This is a genomic window from Natronogracilivirga saccharolytica (assembly GCF_017921895.1).
GTDB classification, from domain to species: domain Bacteria; phylum Bacteroidota; class Rhodothermia; order Balneolales; family Natronogracilivirgulaceae; genus Natronogracilivirga; species Natronogracilivirga saccharolytica.
In genome coordinates, this window is the sequence record NZ_JAFIDN010000017.1 from 1 (window position 1) to 24,025 (window position 24,025).

The 24,025-nt window shown below is 49.9% G+C and carries 24 protein-coding genes; 6 read left to right on the top strand and 18 right to left on the bottom strand.

Annotated elements, in window-relative coordinates:
* Positions 1 to 338 precede the first annotated feature (338 nt).
* From NATSA_RS14575 to NATSA_RS14640, 14 genes are all read right to left on the bottom strand, one after another.
* Positions 339 to 968 (bottom strand): DUF805 domain-containing protein, encoded by a 630-nt coding sequence (locus NATSA_RS14575; RefSeq protein WP_210513351.1) that lies wholly within the window; start codon positions 966 to 968, stop codon positions 339 to 341.
* Positions 969 to 1,000: 32 nt separating this feature from the next.
* Positions 1,001 to 1,210 carry a hypothetical protein gene (locus NATSA_RS14580; protein ID WP_210513352.1) on the bottom strand — a complete coding sequence of 70 codons (210 nt, stop codon included), beginning with the start codon at positions 1,208 to 1,210 and terminating at the stop codon, positions 1,001 to 1,003.
* 209 nt (positions 1,211 to 1,419) lie between these two features.
* Positions 1,420 to 2,313: an ATP-binding protein gene (locus NATSA_RS14585; RefSeq protein WP_210513353.1), complete on the bottom strand. Its 894-nt coding sequence runs from the start codon at positions 2,311 to 2,313 to the stop codon at positions 1,420 to 1,422.
* A 37-nt stretch (positions 2,314 to 2,350) separates the two neighbouring features.
* On the bottom strand, positions 2,351 to 2,902 hold the full coding sequence (locus NATSA_RS14590; RefSeq protein WP_210513354.1) for a siphovirus Gp157 family protein: 552 nt from the start codon (positions 2,900 to 2,902) through the stop codon (positions 2,351 to 2,353).
* Entirely contained in the window at positions 2,899 to 3,297 is a 399-nt protein-coding gene (locus NATSA_RS14595; RefSeq protein WP_210513355.1) for a hypothetical protein, read from the bottom strand. Before NATSA_RS14595 ends, NATSA_RS14590 begins: the two co-directional genes overlap by 4 nt.
* A gap of 206 nt (positions 3,298 to 3,503) precedes the next feature.
* A complete protein-coding gene (locus tag NATSA_RS14600; RefSeq protein WP_210513356.1) occupies positions 3,504 to 4,244 on the bottom strand; it encodes a DUF932 domain-containing protein in 741 nt (246 codons plus the stop codon).
* A 156-nt stretch (positions 4,245 to 4,400) separates the two neighbouring features.
* Positions 4,401 to 4,880: a JAB domain-containing protein gene (locus NATSA_RS14605; RefSeq protein ID WP_210513357.1), complete on the bottom strand. Its 480-nt coding sequence runs from the start codon at positions 4,878 to 4,880 to the stop codon at positions 4,401 to 4,403.
* Positions 4,881 to 5,165: 285 nt separating this feature from the next.
* On the bottom strand, positions 5,166 to 5,339 hold the full coding sequence (locus tag NATSA_RS14610) for a hypothetical protein (protein WP_210513358.1): 174 nt from the start codon (positions 5,337 to 5,339) through the stop codon (positions 5,166 to 5,168).
* 728 nt (positions 5,340 to 6,067) lie between these two features.
* On the bottom strand, positions 6,068 to 7,444 hold the full coding sequence (locus NATSA_RS14615; RefSeq protein WP_210513359.1) for a DUF3987 domain-containing protein: 1,377 nt from the start codon (positions 7,442 to 7,444) through the stop codon (positions 6,068 to 6,070).
* Positions 7,445 to 7,694: 250 nt separating this feature from the next.
* Positions 7,695 to 7,982: a helix-turn-helix domain-containing protein gene (locus tag NATSA_RS14620; RefSeq protein ID WP_210513360.1), complete on the bottom strand. Its 288-nt coding sequence runs from the start codon at positions 7,980 to 7,982 to the stop codon at positions 7,695 to 7,697.
* 115 nt (positions 7,983 to 8,097) lie between these two features.
* Positions 8,098 to 8,778: a hypothetical protein gene (locus tag NATSA_RS14625; protein WP_210513361.1), complete on the bottom strand. Its 681-nt coding sequence runs from the start codon at positions 8,776 to 8,778 to the stop codon at positions 8,098 to 8,100.
* Between the two features lie 34 nt (positions 8,779 to 8,812).
* Complete coding sequence (locus NATSA_RS14630) at positions 8,813 to 10,045, bottom strand: site-specific integrase (RefSeq protein ID WP_210513362.1); 1,233 nt, start codon at positions 10,043 to 10,045, stop codon at positions 8,813 to 8,815.
* Between the two features lie 411 nt (positions 10,046 to 10,456).
* Entirely contained in the window at positions 10,457 to 11,467 is a 1,011-nt protein-coding gene (locus NATSA_RS14635; protein WP_210513363.1) for a fibrobacter succinogenes major paralogous domain-containing protein, read from the bottom strand.
* 48 nt (positions 11,468 to 11,515) lie between these two features.
* Complete coding sequence (locus NATSA_RS14640) at positions 11,516 to 12,013, bottom strand: putative molybdenum carrier protein (RefSeq protein WP_210513364.1); 498 nt, start codon at positions 12,011 to 12,013, stop codon at positions 11,516 to 11,518.
* Between the two features lie 411 nt (positions 12,014 to 12,424).
* Between NATSA_RS14640 and NATSA_RS14645 the strand changes: the two genes are divergently transcribed.
* Positions 12,425 to 13,051, top strand: a complete 627-nt coding sequence (locus tag NATSA_RS14645; protein ID WP_210513365.1) for a type 1 glutamine amidotransferase domain-containing protein — start codon at positions 12,425 to 12,427, stop codon at positions 13,049 to 13,051.
* Between the two features lie 175 nt (positions 13,052 to 13,226).
* Here NATSA_RS14645 and NATSA_RS14650 read toward each other — a convergent pair whose 3' ends face one another.
* Positions 13,227 to 14,627: an erythromycin esterase family protein gene (locus tag NATSA_RS14650; RefSeq protein WP_210513366.1), complete on the bottom strand. Its 1,401-nt coding sequence runs from the start codon at positions 14,625 to 14,627 to the stop codon at positions 13,227 to 13,229.
* 592 nt (positions 14,628 to 15,219) lie between these two features.
* Between NATSA_RS14650 and NATSA_RS14655 the strand changes: the two genes are divergently transcribed.
* The 3 genes from NATSA_RS14655 to NATSA_RS14665 all read left to right on the top strand — a co-directional run bounded on the left by NATSA_RS14655 (position 15,220) and on the right by NATSA_RS14665 (position 17,787).
* Positions 15,220 to 15,573 (top strand): STAS domain-containing protein, encoded by a 354-nt coding sequence (locus tag NATSA_RS14655; protein WP_210513367.1) that lies wholly within the window; start codon positions 15,220 to 15,222, stop codon positions 15,571 to 15,573.
* A gap of 83 nt (positions 15,574 to 15,656) precedes the next feature.
* Positions 15,657 to 16,052 carry an ATP-binding protein gene (locus NATSA_RS14660; protein WP_210513368.1) on the top strand — a complete coding sequence of 132 codons (396 nt, stop codon included), beginning with the start codon at positions 15,657 to 15,659 and terminating at the stop codon, positions 16,050 to 16,052.
* A 22-nt stretch (positions 16,053 to 16,074) separates the two neighbouring features.
* Positions 16,075 to 17,787: a SpoIIE family protein phosphatase gene (locus NATSA_RS14665; protein ID WP_210513369.1), complete on the top strand. Its 1,713-nt coding sequence runs from the start codon at positions 16,075 to 16,077 to the stop codon at positions 17,785 to 17,787.
* A 75-nt stretch (positions 17,788 to 17,862) separates the two neighbouring features.
* On the opposite strand, the gene NATSA_RS14670 is transcribed toward NATSA_RS14665, so the two are convergent.
* The 3 genes from NATSA_RS14670 to NATSA_RS14680 all read right to left on the bottom strand — a co-directional run bounded on the left by NATSA_RS14670 (position 17,863) and on the right by NATSA_RS14680 (position 21,069).
* The gene (locus NATSA_RS14670; RefSeq protein WP_210513370.1) at positions 17,863 to 19,368 is read right to left on the bottom strand and encodes an MltF family protein; all 1,506 of its coding nucleotides are present in this window, start codon (positions 19,366 to 19,368) and stop codon (positions 17,863 to 17,865) included.
* 353 nt (positions 19,369 to 19,721) lie between these two features.
* Entirely contained in the window at positions 19,722 to 20,645 is a 924-nt protein-coding gene (locus NATSA_RS14675; RefSeq protein WP_246481856.1) for a DMT family transporter, read from the bottom strand.
* 16 nt (positions 20,646 to 20,661) lie between these two features.
* Entirely contained in the window at positions 20,662 to 21,069 is a 408-nt protein-coding gene (locus NATSA_RS14680) for a DUF4293 family protein (protein ID WP_210513371.1), read from the bottom strand.
* Positions 21,070 to 21,295: 226 nt separating this feature from the next.
* Here NATSA_RS14680 and NATSA_RS14685 point away from each other — a divergent pair, with 226 nt between their 5' ends.
* Positions 21,296 to 22,195, top strand: a complete 900-nt coding sequence (locus NATSA_RS14685) for a DMT family transporter (RefSeq protein ID WP_210513372.1) — start codon at positions 21,296 to 21,298, stop codon at positions 22,193 to 22,195.
* A gap of 83 nt (positions 22,196 to 22,278) precedes the next feature.
* Positions 22,279 to 24,012, top strand: a complete 1,734-nt coding sequence (locus NATSA_RS14690; protein ID WP_210513373.1) for an SLBB domain-containing protein — start codon at positions 22,279 to 22,281, stop codon at positions 24,010 to 24,012.
* Positions 24,013 to 24,025: the final 13 nt, after the last annotated feature.

The following is a 24,025-nucleotide window of genomic DNA, read 5'->3' on the forward strand; positions in this document are numbered from 1 at the left end:
GTTCTGGGTATATCACTTTTAGATAAAACACCCGTTGATGAGTTGCTTAAAAACGTGAACTATCAAGTTGTCAAAGAACCGAATTACAACCAATTGTCCCTTAACTTATTTTAAGTGGACAGCAATGTTTTTTGATTTTTTCGAATGTATTCATTAGCGGGTTAGAACACTCTTTAAATCACTATTTCGCAATGAATTATTTTAATTCACGAACATCGTCTACCGGTTTTCTATAAAGTTGCTTATCTCCAATTGATTGTAAGATTTCCGGGAATCTTTACAGGCCTCTCCATATTGCCTGCAAGCTACGGCAGAACTTTAATTGAGGACTATCCAGCCTAAGGGGTTATTTTTTTCCCACATTTAGAACAAAAGTTTGATTTTCTTGATACCTCTGATTTGCAATAAATGCAAGTTGCTCTTCTAAAGTCATTTCCACAGTTCCAACAAAAACTGTCATCTACAGAAACCCTTACTTTGCATCTCTTACATTGAAACTCTTGTTTCTGTTTTTGATTAATAGAACTCCTAATTGGCACATTATCAGAATTTTGACCAGTTTGCTGCGTGTTATTCTGTTTATACTTTTTTGGATTTGGACCGTATTTATTTGAATGACTCTGCCCTTCTTTTAAATATGTAATTAAGATCCATATCCAGCCAATTATGGGAATGAGACCAATTAAAAACATCCATCCACTATATCCAACATCATGAAGACGTCTAACACTTACTGATAACCCGGGGACAAAAATGATAACTGCATAAATCATACTAAAAAACCCCGTTGCAGCATCTGGATCATAAGTACCAGCAAAATGATCTAAAATCAATATCATTGAAGCAACTATAAAATTAGACAGTGCAAAACCCCAAAACTCCCAACGCCTCGCTCTTCCATTAAAATCTGCAAACCGCTTGAGAACGTGTATATAGTATTGAATAATTAAAGCTAAGAACCACGCCATATTATATATGATTTATATCAATTACTTAGCAGTTATAATACACCCCTAGTCTTGGTCTCATTCGCATCAATATCGGCAATCTGGATAAAGTGCTTGTCCGTATGATTACGGATGTCCTGAAGCTGCTCAACGGTTTCAATCTGATACGGATCATCTTCGGTGCCTGATCCTCCGGCAAACTGGGCTGTGGCTGTTGTAGCGCTAAATACGCTTATTGTGGCAAATAGTATCAGGTGTTTCATACCGCTCCTCTTGGTTATTATGCATAAATCCCCGTGCAGATGAACAAGCTCTGTATATAAGTGTAGGACTTTTCAATGACAAATTCACGAAAATCTGTAAAAACCACCTATCCACCACAACGGGTGCCTTCCAATAGTGCCTATCCGGTATAAATTTTCGACTTGCTCAAAAAAAAAAGAACCCCGCCGCAGCGAGGTTCGGTTAAGGGTTAGGGTTCGTGGTTCAGCGAGCCGGCCAGTGTCTGCTGCTTGCGCTTCATCCCGTCGATGAGCGTGCGGTAGTCATCCTCGCCCAGCCGGCCTGGGTCGCTGTGCTCCCCACCGCTGATGTACCTGCAGAACTCGGCCTTCTTGGCCTCCCAGTCATCGTAGATTTGGGCGCCCAGAGCTTCAAATTCGGACAGTAACGCCTTTTCCGGGCCAACAAGGCCCTTACCTCCGCCAAGCCATCCGGCAATGTTCTGTCCGGTCTGCTCGGTGATCAGGAAGATCTTATCCGTGAACAATCCGGTGCGGTCTTTGTCGGCCATGGCCTGATGAGCTGCATCGAGTTGAAAGACGGTCGTGAACTCGTATTCCACCCCGTCACGCATGATGGGAGCCAGACCGATTTTCCTGGGCACCGACTTGCCTTTCTCGTTTTTCTCGACCACATACTCGGTCTTCGAGCGCAGACAGGCAATCAGGTGGACATCGGACTGCAGAAGCGCGTCAAGGATGGCCTTGTACTGTTTGTTGGCATCAGCCCAGTTGCCGAACGAGTTGCCGCCGCGTTTGTCCAGGGCGTCCTTGTACTCCAGAATCCCTTCCCAAAAGTGCGAAGCCGAATCCAGGATGATGACCTCATAGCCCAGCTCCACGGCCTGATAAATCGCTTTAACGAACTTGTCGTTGGTGAAGGGCGGGCTGATGGGCGCGACGTCGAAATCGAAGTCATCGGCATACAGGCTCGCCGAGTTGTTTTCGGTGTCGAGTACGGCAATCCTGCCGCTTTCGGCCAGACCGGTGGCCAGCCTCAGCGCCGAGTAGGTCTTGCCCGACCCGCTCGGCCCGGTAATGGCCAGCTTGATTTTGGCGCTGCTTCGTTTGGCTTTTTGAAACATAGTTACCTCCTGTTTGTGATTCATGGTTGTGATGCGTTTATGTGATGCGAAGGTGAGTGCCCCGGTCGCCGACATAGGCCAGCCGGTTCAACTCGGACTGCTCATTCAGTAGCGACTCGCGCAGGCGGTCCTTGTCGGCCTCCACGCGGATCTTCTGGAAAGCCTCGGGCAGATCCTCCGGGGCGACGCCTTCATGCAGCTCCACGGGAAGCTTGCCGCCGTTGCGGCCTACGCTTACGGTGAACCGACCTGTTTCGACCTTGGCGGTGCCCTGATGCTCCAGATAGACCTTGAGCCGCTCTTTGAGCCCAGAGGCCTTGTTCTTGTAGGCCGTGGCTCTCTGAGCCAACCTGCGGGCCTCTGAGGCAATCTCCTCGTACTTTTCGACCAGATAGCAGTAGGCGTCGATCTTGTCGGACTGTTTGGCCTCATACTCGGCCAGCCACTGGTCGATCGTCTCGGTTAACTCTCCGTCATGCTCTTCGATGAGCGACTCCAGGGCAGCGAAGGACTCGCCGATGGCAAACAGCGATTCCTTGGTCTTGGCCGTGGTGGTCTTCGGGGCGTTGTTGGTGGTTATGGTAGTCATGAGTCCTCCTTTGGTTTGCGTTGAACGATGTTGATGACTTGGTAAGCTGTGAAGTAATAGACGTCCACGATATTGGTGCCGACAAGCAATCGGACTTGGTAGGCCTGCTCCTCTTTGGCATAGGACCAACCGTCGATGATGCGGACGTCGTAATACTGACCGGCCATGCGGGCGACGATGGTGCGCAGCGAGGCAAAGTCGCTGTCGCCGGACAGTAGGATAGCTCGTTCCAGAGGCCGCTTGTGATGCCAGTCGGGCTCAAAGACCCCTCCTGTTGCCTCGTTGAGCTGTACGCTGAACTCCTGGACCACCGGACTCATAGACCCGGTTTGGCTGGAGCCTGCCGCGGCCAGCACGTTCAGGGCGATGACCGCGGCGGTGATGATGGTTTGCATAGGCATGGTATTTCGGTTTGGTGATGGGTGTAATGGTGATCTTGCCACCGCTCACATGCCGAAGCATGCGGGCAATGGCGTGGCTGTTTTGCCGGTACAGGGCCATGGCAGCCCCAGCGGTTTTCAGAACCAGCAGCAGGTTCATGGTCATGCGAACCCAAAGTGGTATCATGGATTTTATGGTTAGGGGTTGCGGTTGACGGCGGCTACAGCTCGAATACGCCGCTGAGTTTTCGCTGGAGTTCGGCCCGCCGTGGCTTGTCCACATCATGGCTGATGTGATAGGTCAGCCGGTTGTAGGCCTCCCATTGCGAGGCGGCCAGGGACTGCTGCGGGTCAAGCACCTCGGCAATGCGCTTTTTGCCGAGCGAATGCTCAAGGCACTGGTAGCGATCCCGGCTCAGGGTGGACTCTTGCAAGTACCGGACATGGCTTTGGACAGCCTCGATCCGTTCGGCGGCATCGTCGAAGGCTACGGCGAGCCGGTCGAAGGCAAATCCCTTGGTATGGCGCCCGTAGAACGAGCCCAGAATGTTGCCCAGGACCATGCCGTTGCTGCAGGCCAGCCGGATAGCCCCGAAGAACACGCGGACCCCTTCGCTCATATCGTAGCTGTTATGCAGGTACATCGACAGTGGAATCAGCGACTCGCCGTCATGCATAGCCAGGTCCGGAAAGGTGATCTGCAGGCGCATCCGGTTCTTTTCGGCGAACGTGTGCGATGGGTCGATGTACCACCGGGTCTGCAGGGCGTGCACCTGCTGCAGAAACGGCTCAATGACCTGGCGGTTCGGCACCAGCTTGTAGGTGTCCTTGGCGACCGAGATGAGTTCATCTTGGCCATTGCCGGGGCTGACGATCGCCTTGTAGCCGGATACGGGCTGGCCGTTACCGGTCAGGGCAACCTCCCGCTCTTCGACGGGAAAGTAGAAGTGTTCGAGTTCCATAGTTGTACTCCATTTAGGGTTGATAGGATCTGCCATGCCCCCTGCCGGCCCGATGTGGCTTGGGCGCAGCATGGCAGGACATGGCAGTGATTTGGATGGTAGCAGGGGATGCCGGAAGAGCGTTGGCACCCGAGCGTAAGGGGAAGGGTTGGCCGGCTACATCAGCCCGCTTTGGCGGCAGGATACCGAGTCCGTGGCGGTCAGGATGATGTGATCTTCTACGGAGATGTCCAGCAGCTTTCCAGACTCGACCAGCTTCTTGGTCAGGTTTATATCGGCCCGGGAGAAGTTGGTGTTGCCGGAGGGGTGGTTGTGGGCGACAACAATGGAGTGGGCATTGGCCAGCAGGGCAACCCGGAAGACATGGGCCGGTTCGACGACGGTGGCCGTCGCCCCGCCTCTGCTGAGTTTGCACCAGCCCAGGCATTTTTTCGAGGCGTTGAGAATAAGTACAACGAACTCCTCGCAGATTTCCATGGCATCGCGGTCCCAGATGCTGCGCAGGTACTCCACAGCCGCCTCGGGCGTGTTGATCTGTGGTTGGCGGCCGGGATTGCCCGAGCGGTACTTGAGCTGGACTTCGGCCAGTTGTGAGTGTTCCACAGCACAGTTGTCGATGTTGGGTGATAAGGTCATAGCGATTGGATTTAAGTGAAGGTGAGAAAGGAGCCATGACATGGCGCTCCCTTGGTTCAAGGGCATATCCTGCCCACACATAAGGGGAGCGGGAGTGATGAATAGCGGGGTATTGCCCAGAGCCGTGGCCAGCTAGCCGTAGCATGATGCAATAGTGCTTGACCATGCAATGTTCCATTCGTGGGCTTATGGATGCGGCCGTGAGCGCAGCGGGCGGAGCCCAAAAGCGTAGCCCGCAAGCGTGGCTACAGAAAAAAAAAGACACCCCTGAGGGTGTCTAATGAGCTACTGATTGAGTAGCTGTTTGAGTTTGCGAAGCTCTTCTTGAGTAAGAGCTTCTTGCTCACGATACGTAGCCTTTTTAGCTACACCTTTTACTTTATCATAGCCAGTCTTATAGACTGACCATGAACGATGTACGAAGTACACCGTGGCGGCTACTAATGCAAGTTCGATCATAACGACACCTCCGAGTTAACGAGTGAGATATTGATAGGCGAATTTGACGCCACACTCCTTGGCTACCTGGTGAGCCTCTATTACTGCTTCCAAGTCATCAGCGCTTTGGAGCAGCCAAATTGGGTGATCAGTGTAGTCTTCGATTGATTGCATGGTGCACCTCCAGATTGGGTTGAAATTGACAGCGGCTGCGACGTCCACAGCCGGGTGTAGGGGGAATGGTTGGGTTAAGTATGGTTTTCAACGAAATCCGGAAACTACATCCGAATCCGACCCCCGCCCCCTTTTTACACATATCTCCCGTCCACACTCTTAGGGGTAAAAAGGCGCCGGAGCTGCGATAAGAGAGCCGCCATGCCCCCAGGTCAGCGAACCCCTGCCACGGCTATTCATGAGGGCTTGCCTCTGTTACGCCACGGCCGGCTTGTGGTTAGGCTTAATCAGAGAATTAGTATTGCAACATAGTTGCATGCACATATACTGTACAGGCTTTTCGCGCGCGTAGAGGGGCCTCGCACAGAGGGTGGGGGAGTAACATAACCGGTGCAATCAACTTGACAGACCTTTACTGCTGTCCACAACAACAACCAAACGATAGCATAACTCCAAGAAATAGCGTACCGACATACTTACTGCAGAAACTGCAAGAACTGCAAGAACTGCAACCCATCTCCAAACCCCGACCACCTATCAATCCTTGGTAAGTCGGGGCTTGGAGGGTGGGTATATCACTTGCGTTTTCGATAATGACCGTGTTTTATGTTCTTAAAGTCGGCCATGTAGTTAGAAAGCCAGCCATCACATGTTCGTTCTGGGACTCCTAACTCGCTTGCAATTTCCTGAGCTTCACGAGTAGTAAATTCACCCGGTAGTGCCTCATAAAATTCTCGATACCTTTGACTTTTATTAGACAGGTTGTTCGATCGGGGAAGAAATCCAATCATTTGGTTTGTATGGTTAACAAACATTTTTGACAGTTCCACGCCAACATCTATATCATCATTTTCAGGAATGACTCTCATACCTGGAAATATATCTTCCCCTTTCTCAAAGTGTCTGTATACAGCCAGTGCACAGGCAATTCTTAGAACATGGTAAGGTGCCCTGCGATTTGAGCTTAGCAGAAGATCCGGAAGCCCATAGTCCCTAATCTTATTATTAATTGCTTTAAATACGGAATCAAGAGAGCTCCAATATTCAGTACTTAACTGAAAATCCAGAGGTGAACTTAATTTGTCCAGTTCAGTGAATATCTTGTAGAACATCTTGGCGTTTTTTCTCACTTCAGTATCCAAGGAAGTGCCAACTCGCTTTGGTGCATGTGATTGCCATTCTGTATCTCCCTCGAATGTGTATAGTCCAAAGCGAGACAGTAATCCGTTTTCGGGATTTTTGAACATTCGATTAAACTGGACGGGAGTTCCCGTAAGACATATAGAAAAATTTGGTTTTTCTATGTAGAGACAGTCTTCTTTCCTGTTAATAGAAACCGTTTCGTGTTGGAAACCTTTCAGAAGTACGTCAGAGTAGTTCCCCCATTCTTTATCCATGGCATTCAGAAGAGTGTCTATTTCAGTTTCGATGACCAGCCCTCTGCCTGAATTTTCATGGAGCCTATCAAAGAAAGCCCTGTCAGAAGAGTTCGCTGGTATGAAAAAAGCCTTCTGCCAGGGTTTATCGCTTCTTGCCTTATTATCAGCAGAGGCCGTATTCAAACCTTTGTTTTCTACTGCTGCCTGTTTGTACAACTCATCCTGCAATGGTTCGCCTAATTTCTTGGCTTTGCTGGCAATTCCCTTACCTGAGGCTGGCGGTGCAATGATCATTACAAACAGCTGCGGATGAATAATACCGGTACTATGTAATATGTCTATATTTTTCATATGTGCTGACAATACAGACAAGGCCGCCAAGAAGAATACATCCCTTTGATTACGGTTAGTAATTGCAAAGCACATCTGCCTTAGCCCATCAGGTAGCTTGTAGTAGATGTTTTCAGGCAACGCCGTAGCTTCTCCGACCTCTCGGATAATAGTTACATTTTCTGCAGTTCTTGCATTTTCTGCAGTATCTGCCTTCTTACCTGCTGTATTAGTGTTGTTCATAAACATGATAGATCCTTATCTTTAAGGTGAGCAAAATTATAAAGCTTGTCCTCCGAAAAGGGCAGGCTTTTTTTATGTACTTCACACGCTCCCACCTCAACTTGCCAGATCATAATCCGGCAAATTTACCTATGACACCTCGAGCTTGGATTCTAAACAGGATTGGATGTCACTTCCCAACCAGAACACAGCTTGGGTCCAATCTTTTTCCAATCTCCCCAGGACCGGCTCTTTTTTTTTTGCATATCCATCATGAGCACCTCCCGCTTACCTTACCACGATTCAAAAACTCTTCGACTTCATCAATGTCATATCGAATAGTCTTGTTATGCTGGTGATAAGGGAGTTGTCCGGAATCACGTAGATGCTGCATGTGTCTCCTTGAGCAGTCCAGCATTTCCATTACTTCATCTGTGGTGAGCCACTTTTTTCGGGTGGCTTTCTGAAAGGCAGGCGGAATGGTCTCTTTGACTGTTTTTTCTACGGCCTTTTGAATAAACCGCTCTAAATCTTCTCGGGTAGGGATATAAGCATTCATGATTTCCAATGTTTTGTTTTCATTTAATCAACCTATTGAAAATCTAAAAGCACTTAAATCTGGAACACAAGACCCTACCTATCTGGAAATCTATCTGGATCTTTTAAAATACTGTTCAGGTAGCGTCATCATTGGGTACTTTCAGACCAGAGCTGCGAGCATAAAACTCGATCCAGTTCCTCTTTGTATTTTCCGATCCAGCATACCTGCTGCAATTATCTACGATTGGCTTTACACGTCGATGAATATCAGTAATCTTTTCTTTAAATATATATTCAGCCGCTATTCTCATTACAGGAGCAATTTCATCCACATTGTATCGACCGGATATATTATGGCTCCGGTTAACAAACTTTTCAGCAATACTTTTTGGATCAGGCAATTCCCAGTAAGGCCTGTCTATCCGCTTTTTTTGATACTGATCCTCATACTCATTGAATTTTTCCAGGACATATTTCCTGATTCTTAAGAAACCGACGGGCTCTCTGAATTCTTCCTCATTCTTAAGAGCATGTCCCAACAACCCCGATCTATAGTACTGTTTGTAGAGTTGATCACAATAAGTCTTAGCCTCTTTCAGCCATACATAACGACCGAAAATCACATCTGCATCATCTTTTTGCTTGATCTTTGCCACCTCATCTCTTACCAGACTTAACTTGGTCATTGCTTCTTGATCCAAGTCTAAAAAATTAAATTCAATCAGATGGTCTTGTATACCTTGCCCTGGTAGGCCGATAAGCTCTTTAGGTGGTTTTACCTGATAGTGAGAGCAAACCCATTTCAGTTTGTCCATATCGATTTCAATCTATCTTGAAGTTTTCGATCATTCAAAAAACTTTACTCATCGCCTTATCAGCAAGTTTTTCATCAAGGCTTTTTAAGTAGCTCTGCGTAGTCTCGATCTTGGTATGCCGAAGTGTCTGCATTAATTCATAAACATCCAGCCCGGACTCCACAGCATGCTGAGCAAAACTGTGACGGGAAACATGAAAAGAGACGCTCCCTTCAATGATTAATTCCGGGCAGTCATTTTTCTCCAGCTCTTCATTTACCAGCTCGACAATCTTCTTCAAGTTTTTATTCACTATGACGTTCCGAGAACTGATAGCCTTGCGCAAATCCAATAGATCGTATTTCTTTTTGCTGTTCAGGAACGGGAAAATATATTCATCTTTGGATCCTGAGTATTCAGATAAAATTGCCTTGTGATAGTCGCTAAGCTTTGTGCTGAACGGCTTTTCATTTTTATTCATATTGTAAGACAGCCGGCCGTTCTTTACATTTTCCCACTTTAAACAACAAATATCGCCAAACCTGATCCCGCCACTATAAAAGCTGAACAGAAAGGCATTCCTTGCATGCCAAAGGGCTGATCCCGTCGCAAGGTTTAGTTCCTCGATGGCCTTTATTTGTTCAATATGCAATTTGGTTTTCTCACTATCCTTGACTCGTTTTGCCCCTTTAAAGTTAATAAAAGGATCCTCTCTCATAAGGTAGGCCTTCATGGCCATTTTGAGAACTCTTCGAATTATCTTAAAGGTTTTATTGATCGTATTACCCTTATTTTCGAAAGTTCGGGAAATGTAAGATTCAAACTTCTCCAGATAAGCGGTGTCTATCTGGCTCAGAGGCAACAAACGCTCCCCCTCAAAGCTTTCAAGTTTTTTTAGGACAACCTTGAGCGTTTTGGACTGATGATACTTTCCGGTCGCTACCAACTCATCATACCACTCATCAGCCAGGTTAAAGAAATCCCCCTTTTTCCCAACCTGTATCCTCTCTCTAATTGCTTTCGCAGAAACCTTACCACCTCGCCCAAGCTCCGTTTCTGCATTTTGAGCTTCTTTGATTCTTTGTTGTAATTTTTCGTTCAGAGTATCCGGGTTTGGGTGATTACGCCGAACCATTTCCCTTTTTTGATTCCAGCATTTTTCCTGGACCGATACACCCGTACTTATATAGCGATGCTTTCGGTTATCAGTTATTCGCAGGTATATCGGGCATTCCCCGTTGCGTTTTTTAGCATCTTTTCTTAGGTAAAGATGAATAGAAGTCGCCATTGCACTTTTATATTCTCGAGTAGCTTTTTCGGTTTATCTGTGCAATGAATATAAAGCCAACAACAACTACTGTAAAACAATTGTAAAACATTTTTTGTATTTACTGCTATTTTGCATGTGTCAGAAAATCACTTTATATGTTGAAAAATGGGCTTTTTTCATTAATACGCTTCGATTTTCTACTTCTAAATGAACAGAATTCGAGTCCTGGTGGGGTCACTTGCCAACGTCGCCCAGGGTATTTATTATTAATATCCTGGAAGCTTTTATGGCAATATGTTTTGGTGAAAAGTAATAATATTGTACGTATTCTCTCTTTTAGATTGGCCCGGTTTTATGGAAGGAGGTCACATTTATCGTAAAAAAATCTCCGGGGCTGACTTGTTCACATCCGCACAATCATCAATCAACTTAATGAGCATCACGCGGACAGCGAACAGAAAGTCCTTTCCTCATATACAAACCATATGAACTACCAGAGCTTAAGCCTTCATTGTAACTTAACCGGTAATAATACATTTGATGTTCATCCCAACCGCTACGGACATTATCCCACCAAAGACCCGATTCGCCAACGAATCGGAAACGGCCACCAAAACTTCGCATACCACCTGGTACGGCATTAAAGCCATAATTATCAATTCCAAAATGGAGGTCGTGTGATTCCCAGCGGGGATGTTCATCAGTAGACCATGGCTCACCATAGGGGCTGTCTATTTGCCTGCGTGATTTAAGCATATTGCTGTTAAACATTGTATCGATATCGATTTCATCTCTTTGCCACGGATCGTGGTATCTTGCCGCAACCCGGTCAAGTGCAGGCCAACTACTTGAAACTTCCCATCCATCGGGGCATAATCCACGACTGTCTTCGACTGCAAAGCCATTGTACAATTTACCATAGGCTCGCATCACGTCTTCCTGAGAGTCAAGCCCCTCAATATCCTCGTGAGGCTGCACCGAATACGCACCTTTACCAGTTTTGGTTTTACCATCGTAGGTATCGTCACGCCATTGGGCCCGGCTGGCAGCATGAAATATTTCCGAACCGTCCCGGTAATGTGTCACACGCAGATTTTCTGCCATCCATTCAACATCACCTATGACGACGGTTTTGTATTCATTGCCATCGATATCAGTAACCGTTCCGGTTTCAATATCGTCACGAAAAACGGCCGTTACGGTTGCATCGGATGAAATGGTAAACCTTTCAATGTATACATCGCCTTCATGATCACCTTCCCAGCGGTCAAATCGCCAGCCTTCGGCCGGTCTGCCTGTAACTTGATATTTATACAGGCAAAGTAATGAAATCCGGCAATTATTCACATAATAATAGAAAAGTTGAGCAGTCTGCTGATTTAACAGAGCCACAAACCTGTTTAAGGGTATCATTTTTTTACCGGATTTGATCTCTTCCAAAATTCGTTATTCAGACCAGGCGGCATCCGTTTTTGCCGGTACCGCCGGTCAGCGTACCAGCGGAAGGAGCGTGCGAAGCAGCCCGACCGTTTTCTCATATATGTCAGAATCCTTTGATGCACGCGATCCGGCGATATTCAGAACAGCCGGACGCACATCTTCCAGCCATTTCCGGGCCGTTGTCACGGCCTGATCGTGACTCAGACCGGAAAGATCGAGATGCAGCCAGGGTTTGCCCAGCTCTCCGGCCTTGACTTTGGTATACAGGGAGCCGCCTTCCAGCGGTCCGTGCGAGACAATAAGGGTGGCATCCGAATCACGGATGTTCCATTCCGTGCGCATCTCAACCTCTGCATCCGGTGTCTCCTTCAGATCGGGATAGCGTTCTGGAATCTCGCCGTCTTCGGCATACCGGCCTTTCGGCACCCATCCGCCGCAGGGAATCCCGAGTTCAAGAGCCGCATCGAGTGCGGCACGGTCGGCACCGGTTTGTGCTCCTGAAATGATTTTCACCAGCATATCACTTTCCGATTTATCATCCGGCACGTCTCTGCTCTTTTATCATAAATCACGTCGCAGGTCTTCATTGCACACATGATAATGAATTGCCTGAATAAATATCACCATTGCAATTCTATGCGCATCATGCAGATTCAAATACACTTGAAAAAAACACCGCTGTTTAGCGATATTGCACTGTACAGTATTACATCAGTACTCTTTTCGGTTTGAGGATACCAATATCATATGCGGATATCCTCATCGTTGAAGAGTTCAGAGTGGATTATTTCAGGCAGCATTAATGGCAACATATTTACAGGCAGCATTCATGACAACAATATTTCACGTGATTGCAGCCTGAAGCAGCAACTGTCCGGGTCCGTATGAGTATTTATTCTGATTATGGTTTCCCGGACACCAACAACACTATTTGCAACCAACTCCAAGGAGGAAGTTATGAAAGCATTGAATAAGTGGTTTTTTCCTGCATTTCTCACACTGGCACTGTTACTGACGGCCGGATGCGGCGAGCAGCAAGTCGAAGACATGGCCGGGGAGCCCGGTGAGCTTGAGGGCAAGCGTGTCGCCTTCCTGATTACCGAGGGATTCCATGACGGCGAAACCCTTTTCCCGATGGGATATCTCATCAATCACGGTGCACAGGTCACCATGATCGGTATTGAACGCGGATCCTATACCGCATACAACAGCGATGTCACCGCAAGAGTCGAGCGTACTATCCATGAAGTAACCCCCGAAGACTTTGACGCCCTTGTCATCCCGGGCGGCCACTCACCCGGCAACCTGCGGGAAAATGAAGATGTGATCGCTTTTGTCGAGGCATTTGTCGGGACTGACAAGCCGACAGCGGCCATCTGCCATGGTCCGCAGGTACTGGTTACGGCCGGTGTGGTTTCGGGACGCAATCTCACGGGTGTCGGGGGCATCAGTGATGAAATCACCGAAGCAGGCGGAAACTTTGAGGATACTGAAGTGCTGGTGGACGGCAATATCATCACATCCCGTGTGCCGGATGACCTTCCGGCCTTCAGCCGGCAGATAGCCGAGTCACTGATGAATTAACAATCGACCGGCAAACGACCGGCGATCATCCGGGCGGACAGGAAACCGGCAATACTCACGCGCCCGGATTGACTCCGGCATATACATTCCGGTTACGTCAGGTATATCATAACTAAAACCGCTTCCGGTGGTATATGCGCCACCGGGGCGGCTTTTTTTTGCTGCCCCGTTATGATCACTCAACAGGTGTTAGTGTGCCGGTCTCTTCAAAGAAGATAAACGCATTGTAGCGCTGAGGCATGACCGTATTGACAAAATTCTGGGATGCATCCTGTTCCGGATTGTAAACCACGCCTACCGCCCGGTTTCCCCTTGGCTCGATGAGCGCCTGGTGGTCATCGGCATCATCAAACAGCATCAGCAGCGGTGATATACCGGCCTGCTGCATGATCGATTCGTAGCTGCCCTCCACGGCATCCGGAATCTGCATGGTCTCCATCTGCCCCTCCCACTGGCGTCCGGCAAGCACTTCCCCGCGGTAGGTTCCGAATCCGACAGCATAGACCCGGTCTTCCCCGAGCTCTTCCCGGGCAATCTGGCCGATATTCCGCATTCCGGCGCGGCTCATGTCGGTAGCCCGGGCGTCTCCGATATGGGTGTTGTGCGCCCAGACGATGCCGCGGGCGCCATCTCCGTACAGATCGAGCAGGTTATACGCCGCATCATAAAAATGGTCGACGCGGTGGTTCCAGGAGGCCGGTCCGCGTTCAAGATTACCGCGGATGTGCCGTTCTGCAAAAACCACCATGCGCGAGCTCTGCCAGGCCCGCACAAAATGGAGGGAATCGGCATCCATATACTCATCAAACTGCATTTCAAGAATTTCGTGGGCCGATTCAAGGTCTTCGGAACAGTCATCGCCGGTCTGGTGCACCGACTGCAAATAGGATTGCATGTCGGGGTGGCGGGTAAAACAGCCGTAGTAGCTGCTGACCGATCCGGCGGCGTCGGGATCGTGCTCTTCCAGAAACGCCAGCACATCATCCATCCCCTCTTCATGTGCGTAAATATCCATACCGTAGAAACCGGAACGCTCAGCCTCGGGCCGGTCTTCATTATATTCGTGCATCCACTCAATCAGTTCACGCACCTCTTCGTTGTTCCACATCCACTGAGGCCACCGGTGGAAGTTGGCCAGGACCTCGCGGCTGCCGGATGGCTCCTCTTCCAGATGCTTTACATGCAGATTGACGTGATAGGCAAGCGGCCAGTCCCCCTCAACAATGATAAAATCGAAGCCGTGCTCTTCGATAAGCCGCCGGCTGATTCCCGCACGCCAGGTATAATATTCGGATGTGCCGTGCGAAGCTTCCCCCAGCAGCACCAGCCGCTTATCCGAGGCGCGCTCGATCAGTGGATCCAGTTCATCCACGCCTGATACGGCGATGCCATGGTCACGGACATGCGCAACTGCCCGTTCGATGTCCGAAGTTTCCGACATACGATGAAGTCCGGATGCCTCCGCTTCCCCTGCATACGCCAGGGAACCGGCCGGTACAAAAGCCAGGAGGGTCCCGAAAAGCAGAATTCCGGTTAAACGTCTGATTGATATTGTATTACTGATGCGGATCGTCATAATAAATGCTATCTGAAATGATTGGTTTGAAAGCATGATACAAATTTCTGGCCATTGCTGCAGAATTTGCGGCATCAGAAAAAAAAGTCGAAATTTGTTTTGCGTTTATCTCCACAAGTGTTATATTTCATGTGCGCTCAAGTAGCGTCTCTCTTGATGAATAGTTTAGGGCGGTACACCTGATACGTGTATCGCCCTATTTTTTTATCCCCCTGCCTTTTTGCCCCCTGCAGAACCTGTTCCGGCCCGCTATCCGGCACGCTTTGCCAATAACCGCACCTTCTGCAAGATCTTCCTTTTACGCTCTGCCGCACTTGTCGCTGCCGAAAAATCTTCCTCCCATGCTCTGCAACATCCGTAGCTGCCGCACAATTATGCTGTCACGCTTGCTCATTTCTGTTATATTGTCCTGGAAACAATTGACCGGCAAGCAGCATGTCACCGCTTCATTTTTTTGAAAACAAGTGAATCTTTTTTGATTGTCATCCGTACCAGTGAAACAAAACCGGTTCCCGATCCGGCGATCTGATATCGGAGCCACTGACATCTGCTTCCGGAATTTTTTGTTGATACACCGAACCTATCAGGAATTATGAGCACATTTGAGATCAGCAACCGTACCCGTTCCGATGTCATTATCATGGATATTCAAGGGGAGCTGGATGCCCATACCGCACCCCGGCTTGAAGAAAAACTGCAAAAACTTATTGATGAAAAATCCGTACAAATAGTAGTAAACGGCACCGGACTGGAGTATATCTCCAGCGCGGGGCTGGGCGTGTTCATGGCTTATATCGAGGAAATCCGTGAATTAGGCGGTGATATCAAAATCACCAATTTGAAGCCAAAAGTATTTAATGTTTTTGATCTGCTGGGTTTTCCGACTCTGTACGATATTCTCGATACAGAAGAAGATGCCCTGAAACGATTTCAGCAGTCTGTGTGACAACCCGAACGTGAGCATCACTCAAATTTATTTCAGCAACTTTTCAATGAGGACCCAACGTGCCCTCCATCCGGCAACATAGCATGCGTATCAGCGCCTCGACCGACGAGCTCGAAAAGATCCGAAGTTTCGTCGCCTCGCACGCCGGGGAGTTCGGCTTCAGTGAAACCGATGTCAATGACATCGTACTTGCCGTGGATGAAGCCTGCACCAACATCATCAAGCACGCCTATGAGTGGAATCCGGAAAAAAACATCTCCGTCTCGGTAGCTTTCCGCAACAATGAAATGCTGGTCTCCATCATTGACGAAGGCAAACCATTTGATCCGGGCAGCTACCAGACTCCCAAACTGGAAGAGCAGCTGAAAAATAAAAAAAGAAGTGGCTACGGTATCCTTCTCATCCGTAAATTAATGGACAATGTGGAATACCGGAAAAGACAGTCCCGCAACGAAATCCGGATGACCAAAAAACGCTGACCCGTCACTAAAATGGAGTACCTTGTCTGAACCGAAGGAAATCCGAGACGACAGGAGAAGCCAGTTCGGCCTCCAGACGATCCTGGATACCAGCAGACTGCTCATCGAGTCGCACGATGTCGATTTTGTGCTGAACAATCTGCTTCTGATCTCCATGGGCAAGATGATGGTGACGCGGGCCGCCGTACTGTGGTACGAACCGCGCAGCAAATCGCACCCGGTCATGATGAAGAAAGGCCGCCTGGATCTGCCGGAGCGCGTGGCGATCCCCAGAAGTCTGTTCAAAAACCGCAGCTCCCTCTTTTGTGCCGATCACGAAGAACTGCAGCCGCTGCAGCAGGCGGGAATATCATTGCTGGTGGCCATCCGCCACAGCGAACGCCATCTCGGCATCCTTGCACTGGGTCCGCGAATCGGGAACCAGCCCATATCCGCTGAGGAGATCGAAATCCTCGAAAGCCTGGTATTCATGTCCGGCATCGCCGTTGCCAACTCCGAACTGGTCAGCGAACTTCGAACCACCAACAGGAAACTGGACTACAAAGTCCAGGAGCTGTTCACGCTGTTCGATCTGAGCAAGGCCTTCAACGCCTCCATCGACCGGGAGGAAATCAAAAGGATATTCCGGTTCACCCTGCTCGGACAGCTGTTTATCAGAAAATTTGTGATGATACTGCAGCGGGAGGGCTCGCCGGTCCCGGTTACCCAAAACGGACTATCCCGGGCTCTTTCAGACGATGAGATGACCATCCTTTCGGGTTTTGAAAAGAACATCGTCCGGGTGGATGATGAGCTTCTTGCAAAGCACCCTTTTCTGCGCGAGCTGGACCTGCATCTTGTGCTGAGACTCAACAACGAAGGCGGCGAGCCGGCCGTGCTTGGACTTGGAAAGCGGGCCAACGGCAAGGAGTATGAGCCCGCCGATTTCAACTTCCTGATATCGATCGGCAATCTGGCTCTGATGTCGATCCAGAAAACATTTCTTCTTGAGGACCGGATTGAGAAGGAGCGGATGGAGGAGGAGTTGCAGCTTGCCCGATCCATCCAGCAAAAGCTGTTCCCTGATGCGCCTCCCGAAACGCCGAACCTCAAAGTCTCGGCAAAAAATGTCCCTTCCTATCAGGTCGGCGGTGATTATTACGATCTGATAGAAGATGTGAGGAGCAATCTCATTATGGCCATTGCGGATGTGACCGGCAAGGGAATTCCGGCTTCACTGCTCATGGCCAATCTGCAATCGGTGCTGCACATACTTCAACCGTTCGACATCGGATTATCCGAGGCCACCGGACAGATCAATTCACTGATCTACCAGAATACTCCGAGCGATAAATTCATCAGTTTTTTCTGGGGCCGGTTTGATCACAAGGACCAGGTGCTGCATTACGTGAATGCCGGACACAACCCGCCGCTTCTGATCCGGAGCAACGGTGACATCAGCCGTTTGTCGGAAGGCGGTGTGCTGCTCGGCGCGATGCCGACGCTGACCCCCTACAAGGTCGGACAAGCAGTCATGGGCGAAGGCGACATTCTGGTCCTCTATACGGATGGCGTGACGGAGGCGATGAACGAGCTGGATGAGGAATTCGACGAGCAGGGCTTGATTGACAGTGTGCTCAGCAGGCGTGAGCAGGATCCGTCCGGAATTCTGGCCGGTATTATTTCGGACGTAACGGATTACTGCGGCAACCGTATCAGCGATGACCTGACGCTTATCGTTTGCAAAAGAACGTAACGCTCCTGTGTTTGCCCTTCTTCAGAGCCTGAAGTTGTTATGCAAACCCCTGGAATCCCCGCTGCCAGTGCAGACTCAGTTTGTCCGGCCCAGATCAGAAAGTGTCGGGATATTGCGATCCTCAAAATTGGCGGCAAGGCTTGCCACGGCATGATAGCGCTCGTACCGGTTCATCACATCTTCCACATAATTCACCGTCTCAATTCCTCTCTTGAATCCGTAGCGGGCGTGCTGATAGTATTTCCTGTTCATCAGCTTTAGCAGGGCATCGGCGATGTTCTCCCATTCATCCGGATCATTGCCGAGCTGTACTGCCAGCCGCCGCGCATCAGCGATGTGTCCCATACCGACATTGTAGCTGGCAAGAGCAAAGGCGTACTGGTTCAGGGAGTCAAGATGCGCGTAGCGATTAAGATGTTTGTCCAGATAGCGGACGCCTTCACGGATATTGATTTCCGGGTCGTAAAGCAATGCTTCGTTTTCCACCCGGGAAAAACGCGGAATGATTTGCATCAGGCCGATCGCACCGGCCCAGCTCTTGGCATTGGGATCGAAACGTGATTCCTGAGCCATGACTGCCAGAACCAGTTTCCAGTCAACTCCGGCATCAGCGGCGATATCTTTCACCAGGTCATCATAAGCCGATATGTACCCGGTGTGTACCATGTCATATCTGCGGTTCTCAAACCGGGAGGCATGTCCCTGCTCTTCAAAATAGCGGCGATTCAGAATGTTGAGGAATGCGGACCGGAGCACCCTGCCGTCCGACTCACGGATGCGGAAATGCTCCTGAATGAAGTCGTCCATTTTTTCTTTGAGCTCCGGAGCATTTTGCCGGGCAGCCCAGGCTATGGTATCCTGCTCCGATACAACGAGTCCGGACTGCACACCTTCAATGTAATTGGCAGCAACATGGTACAGATTGTCATCGGCGATGGTGGCCTCCATCCGTCCTTCTGCCACCTCAAGCATCAGGGCTTCGGTGTTCCAGTCCTCACTTACGACATCAATGTTGACATCCAGTCCCTGCTCACGAAGCTGCTGGAGTGTGGTGAAGTAGGAACTGTTGCGGCGCACGCTGACGGTTCTTCCTTCAAGCTGTTCCGGATCTTCTACCGGCTCATCCAGGTCCGAGCTTACAAGAACCTGGTTGACAAAGTTATACGGCTTTGAAAAGGTGACATGCGGCTTCCTGTCCCCGGTAATGGCGTAATTTCCGGCTATGATATCACCTTTGCCGCGATTCAGCAGTTCAATCGGATCATCATCGGATGTCAGCAATACTACCTCCACCTTGAGATCATGCTTGTCGGCAAACCGCGAAACCAATTCATAATCAAAGCCGCGATCCATACCGCGATGCAGAAAGTAGGAACTGGAGTTGTACCGGGTAATCATCCGGATGGTTCCGCGCTCTTTGATCTCTTCAAAGTCAAAAGCAACCGGCTCCGAATATTCCACCACATCCTCATGATGTTCATCCTCTCTCCCGCAGGAGGTCACACCGGTTGCGAAGAGCAGCAGAACTCCAAGTCCTGCACTTTTTCCTATCGTATCTATATGTTTCGGCCTGATTCGCATACATTAATCGGAAACCTGATCGCCAATATTATTGCTGTACCGGATGCTGCATGATCAGCAATGTTGTATCTTGTGTGTTTCGTCTCCCTGTCTCAGTCACGCGGGTAGCGTCGCTTTGTCCCGTATCGCTCTTTCCTGGTTATGACGATCTTATTTCCTGATTTTGATTGCCTGCTAAATTGCGTTTTTGTTAACGTAATCTGTTTCGCTATTAATACACGTAAAATACGGCGTTTTGTTCCGCCGGAGTATTAGATGTTTTTAATTGATAGCGGTTCCAGCCCTGTTTTTTATTAGAATCCGCCAATCAAACGTAATATTTTGCTCACGTTTGCTTACGAACCCGCCGGCGCTCACTTTTTCTTGTATCTGCGTGATGCCCACGTCATCACCACCCCGCAGAGTATAATGGCCATGGCGGGAAAGGTCAGAACGGGCGGCACTTCCGAAAAAATAAGCCAGGCCAGCACCGTGGCGAAAACCGGCTCGGTGAGGATGAGTGTGGCAAGAAGGGTTGGCGCCACAAACTTGACGGCATAGTTCATTGAACCGTGACCGATGATCTGCGGACCCAGCGCCAGCGCGATTCCCGCCAGCCAGACTGCCGGCTCCACCGGGATTCCGCTGCCGGCAATGACTGCCGCTGCCAGACATGTCAGCCCGGTCGCCCCGTATACGCGGAAGACATAGTTGAGCCAGTCGGACTTCTGCCTGAGCTGCTGGCTGATCAGAAAGTAGAGAGCAAAAAACAGGGCTGCGATGAGCGCATAGAAATCGCCGAGTAGCGCATGCTCAAACATGGTAACCGACTGCGCATCTGAATAACCAAGCAGCACCGATCCCGAAAACGCCACCATCACCCCCAGCCATACCAGCGGCGGGAAGACGCGTTTGAACAGTCCGGCTTCGATCAGAATAAGGATTACGGGATGAATGGTGACCAGTATGGATGCCGAGGCGATGGTTGTATTCTGCAGGGCCAGGATCCAGAAAATGAAGTGAAACCCGAGCAGCATTCCCGCAACAGCGGCCCTGACTTTATCTCCCGTATCATAAAACGTATCGGCCTTGCTTTTCCGTAACAGCCAGAACGGGAGCAGCACCAGAGCGGCGCTCATGGTCCGGATGGCGGCAAATGCAAACGGGTCGGCATCTCCGGCCGATCGCACAAGGATGGGAGCAAATGCAAACATTGCCATCCCGGCAATCAGCATCAGGATCAGCTTTGGTGTCACCAGATGAAAACGGTCGCCGATGCTTTGGTCATGGGCACTCATGCGCGGCAGCGGGTTTTCAGCGGATGCGATCCATCGACCGGACCAGTTCCTCGTCTTTCCATATATAATGGAGTGCCATATACTGAAGCAGTACGCCCAGCACCAGCAATCCGACCGAAAGCGCCTCTTCGATCAGGTTCATCCCGATGTGCCCTACCGTAAAAAAGACGCCGACCGCCATACCGACCGCAATAACCTGGAACAGCATGGCCCGCTTGACCCAGCGCATTTGGTTCTGCCGGTCGCGGAACAGGAAAATAGTGTACAGAGTGAGTGCTATCGAAAACAGCAGCGCCGCGATCAGGCCGTTGCTCAGCCATCCGCTGGGATCCAGCATGGCATGAGAAAACATGGGGGTAAAAGCGAAGCCGATATTGACGGGGAGAATAAGAAGGAGAAACAGACTTTGAATGCGTTGTATCACGATTGGAATTGTTTTTCTGCAAAAATAGTACTTGTACAAGGAGTTGGTTTTACACAGTCGGATAAAATACAAAATTTCGATATCATACGCGCGATGTCCTCTGCGGAGGAATTCCGCGGACTGATGCAGGGTCCGGCCCGCCGGCGAAAACGGCACCCGGCGGACAGCAGATCAGGCAGTACCAGGTCACAAACAGGCAGGAAACAGGCAGCAAACACAAATACGAATGGCATCCAAGACATCCGGAAGATCACTTGCAGAGCTGTATCTGATGTTCATCGTCATCGTCTGGGCGCTGAACTTTTCCGTGGTCAAGTACAGCCTGGACGACATCGATCCGCTTTCATTCAATGCCTTCCGCTTTGTGCTCGCAATTATTCTGATGTGGGTGGTGGTCTGGATTAAAAACCTGAAGATCCGCATTGAGCGCCGCGATATCTGGAAGGTGGTTTTGCTGGGCCTGCTCGGCAACCTGATCTATCAAATGCTGTTTATCATAGGCATCGACCGGACATTCGCCTCCAATGCCGCGGTCATGCTCGGGATGATTCCGGTCTGGATTGCCGTTTTTTCACATTTGTTCACTTCGCAGAAAATGTACCGGGTGCAGGCCATTGGAGTTCTGGCGGCATTTACAGGAGTGGCTTTGATTATGGGCGGCGGTGAAGAGGGGCTGACCTTCCGGTCCGAAACGCTGGCCGGTGATGCCATCATCATTTCAGCAGCCATGGTATTTGCCGTTTATACGCTGCTTTCGCGGTCACTGCTCGAAAAATACTCCCCGCTGACTCTTGCCACGAGTGTGATGAGCATCGGCGGCACGCTGCTGATCATTGTGGCGATCCCGTCGCTGATCCGGCTTGATTACAGCGCCATATCGGTGCATGCCTACGGCGGAGCGGCCTACAGCGGCGTATTTGCCATCGGTCTGGCCTACCTGATCTGGAACTTCGGAATCAAGAATGTGGGCGCCATCCGCACGGCGACTTATCAGAACCTTGTGCCCGTTCTGGGAGTCCTTTTCGGGCTCATTTTTTTGGGTGAAAAACTGCATATTTTGCAGTATCTTGGTTGTTTGTTAACAGTAGGTGGAATCATGCTCTCCCGCTATCAGAAACCCGGCTAACGGCAGGGCTTTATCCGTAAGCGGTATATTATTTTTCAAATCATCAGCTGAATATTCTCACACGTACCATAACAGTGCCTCTCATGTTGTACCAACACAGCCTTGTGCCCCTGACGGCACTCTCCCTTCTGTTCGTTCTGATTATTGGTCTGCTGCCATCCGGCCTGGAAGCCCAGGACAACGAACGACGCCGCTCGATGCAAATTCAGATGAGCCCGGAAATTGAATCCAATTTATTTTTCGATGAACTCGGCCTCGAAATGACGCTGGCACGTTTTCATGAAACCTACCTGGACATCGATACATACGAGCTGGGCCCCGGTGACCTGCTCGGACTCACCCTCAAGGGCAATGTAAGCGGAATTTTTCGCGGCATGCGGGTAAACAGTCATGGAGCCATACTGATTCCGCGCGTAGGTTCGGTGAAAGTCGACGGACTTCTTTTTGATGAGGCCAGGGAGCTGATTGAAAGCAAAGTTCAGGAAGAGCTGCCCGGAACGTCGATTTCCCTGACACTTGAACACCCCAGAAACCTGAAAGTAAATGTTGTGGGCAACGTCCCGTTTACCGGTCCCCAGATCGTGCTGGCTCAAACCAGGGTAGACCAGGCAGTCTATCACTCTTTTTTCGAGCCGGTGGCGGATGATCTTGAGGACGAGATCATGCTTGCAAATAAATATCCTCAGGAATTTATCGAGAGCAATCAATATGCGATCCGGAACATCGTAATCAACCGGAAGGACGGCTCACAGGTTACCGCTGACCTGTACCGGTATCTCAAAACCGGTGACGAAAGTGCCAACCCGGTGGTCAAAGAGGGGGATATCATCAATATCCAGGAACTTCACGACCATAACCCGCGTGTTTCGGTTTCGGGAGGTGTAAATCAGGACCTGGAACTGGAGTACCGGTCCGATGACACGATCGACCGCCTGATCAAGATGGCCGGCGGCCCCACATACGATGCCGCCGAAGACTACATCCGTGTCAGCCGCGTCACAGAAGAAGGCGCCCGGGACATCGTTCTGGACGACTCCGCCTCCATTGCCGGATTCGACCTGCAGCCCAACGATCGTGTGATTATCCCGTACGATCGTGACAAACGCCGCACCGAAAATGTCCAGGTTTTTGGTGAAGCCAACTACACCGGAAGATTTTCTATAAAGGATGGTGAGACCACATTGTATGAATTGATGGAGAAAACGGGGGGACTTACCTCCATGGCGCTTCCGCAGGCGGCCTATCTGATGCGGACCCAGCCCGGCCGGACCGAATACGGCATCCGTCATGCATTTGACCCGCGTGCACTGACCCGGACCTCCGATCAGGTGATGCAGGGATTTGAGTATCTGGATCTGGAAGCCCAGCTTATCCGAAACCGGGTCTACATTGACCTTACCGATGAAGATCAGCTTAAAGATGTCACCCTGTATCATGGCGACCGGCTGCACATCCCGAAAAACGAGGGTACGGTATTTGTGTTCGGACAGGTAAACCAGCCCGGTTACTATAATTTTGACGAGGACAAGTCGAGCAGCGACTTCATCAGCAAAGCCGGCGGATTTGCACTCTCGGCCGAAGAAGACCGGGTTTTTGTAATCAAGGCGCAGACCAATTCCTGGCACCGGCCGGACGATACCATCATTGAACCCGGAGATCTCATTTTTGTCGACAGAGAGCCGTTTGACGAACTCCAGGCAGCCCGGACCTACGACATGCAAAAGCGCGCCCAGCGCAACAGCAATATTCAGCTGGTCATGACCGGCCTGACCACCATTACCAGCATCATCACTGCCTACATCGCCGTGACCCGATAACTTTTTTCCGCAA

Coding starts and splice junctions, on each gene's coding strand:
- NATSA_RS14575 (WP_210513351.1), bottom strand. CDS start 968: ATGGCGTGGTTCTTAGCTTTAATTATTCAATACTATATACACGTTCTC.
- NATSA_RS14580 (WP_210513352.1), bottom strand. CDS start 1,210: ATGAAACACCTGATACTATTTGCCACAATAAGCGTATTTAGCGCTACA.
- NATSA_RS14585 (WP_210513353.1), bottom strand. CDS start 2,313: ATGTTTCAAAAAGCCAAACGAAGCAGCGCCAAAATCAAGCTGGCCATT.
- NATSA_RS14590 (WP_210513354.1), bottom strand. CDS start 2,902: ATGACTACCATAACCACCAACAACGCCCCGAAGACCACCACGGCCAAG.
- NATSA_RS14595 (WP_210513355.1), bottom strand. CDS start 3,297: ATGCAAACCATCATCACCGCCGCGGTCATCGCCCTGAACGTGCTGGCC.
- NATSA_RS14600 (WP_210513356.1), bottom strand. CDS start 4,244: ATGGAACTCGAACACTTCTACTTTCCCGTCGAAGAGCGGGAGGTTGCC.
- NATSA_RS14605 (WP_210513357.1), bottom strand. CDS start 4,880: ATGACCTTATCACCCAACATCGACAACTGTGCTGTGGAACACTCACAA.
- NATSA_RS14610 (WP_210513358.1), bottom strand. CDS start 5,339: ATGATCGAACTTGCATTAGTAGCCGCCACGGTGTACTTCGTACATCGT.
- NATSA_RS14615 (WP_210513359.1), bottom strand. CDS start 7,444: ATGAACAACACTAATACAGCAGGTAAGAAGGCAGATACTGCAGAAAAT.
- NATSA_RS14620 (WP_210513360.1), bottom strand. CDS start 7,982: ATGAATGCTTATATCCCTACCCGAGAAGATTTAGAGCGGTTTATTCAA.
- NATSA_RS14625 (WP_210513361.1), bottom strand. CDS start 8,778: ATGGACAAACTGAAATGGGTTTGCTCTCACTATCAGGTAAAACCACCT.
- NATSA_RS14630 (WP_210513362.1), bottom strand. CDS start 10,045: ATGGCGACTTCTATTCATCTTTACCTAAGAAAAGATGCTAAAAAACGC.
- NATSA_RS14645 (WP_210513365.1), top strand. CDS start 12,425: ATGAAAGCATTGAATAAGTGGTTTTTTCCTGCATTTCTCACACTGGCA.
- NATSA_RS14650 (WP_210513366.1), bottom strand. CDS start 14,627: ATGACGATCCGCATCAGTAATACAATATCAATCAGACGTTTAACCGGA.
- NATSA_RS14655 (WP_210513367.1), top strand. CDS start 15,220: ATGAGCACATTTGAGATCAGCAACCGTACCCGTTCCGATGTCATTATC.
- NATSA_RS14660 (WP_210513368.1), top strand. CDS start 15,657: ATGCGTATCAGCGCCTCGACCGACGAGCTCGAAAAGATCCGAAGTTTC.
- NATSA_RS14670 (WP_210513370.1), bottom strand. CDS start 19,368: ATGCGAATCAGGCCGAAACATATAGATACGATAGGAAAAAGTGCAGGA.
- NATSA_RS14675 (WP_246481856.1), bottom strand. CDS start 20,645: ATGAGTGCCCATGACCAAAGCATCGGCGACCGTTTTCATCTGGTGACA.
- NATSA_RS14685 (WP_210513372.1), top strand. CDS start 21,296: ATGGCATCCAAGACATCCGGAAGATCACTTGCAGAGCTGTATCTGATG.
- NATSA_RS14690 (WP_210513373.1), top strand. CDS start 22,279: ATGTTGTACCAACACAGCCTTGTGCCCCTGACGGCACTCTCCCTTCTG.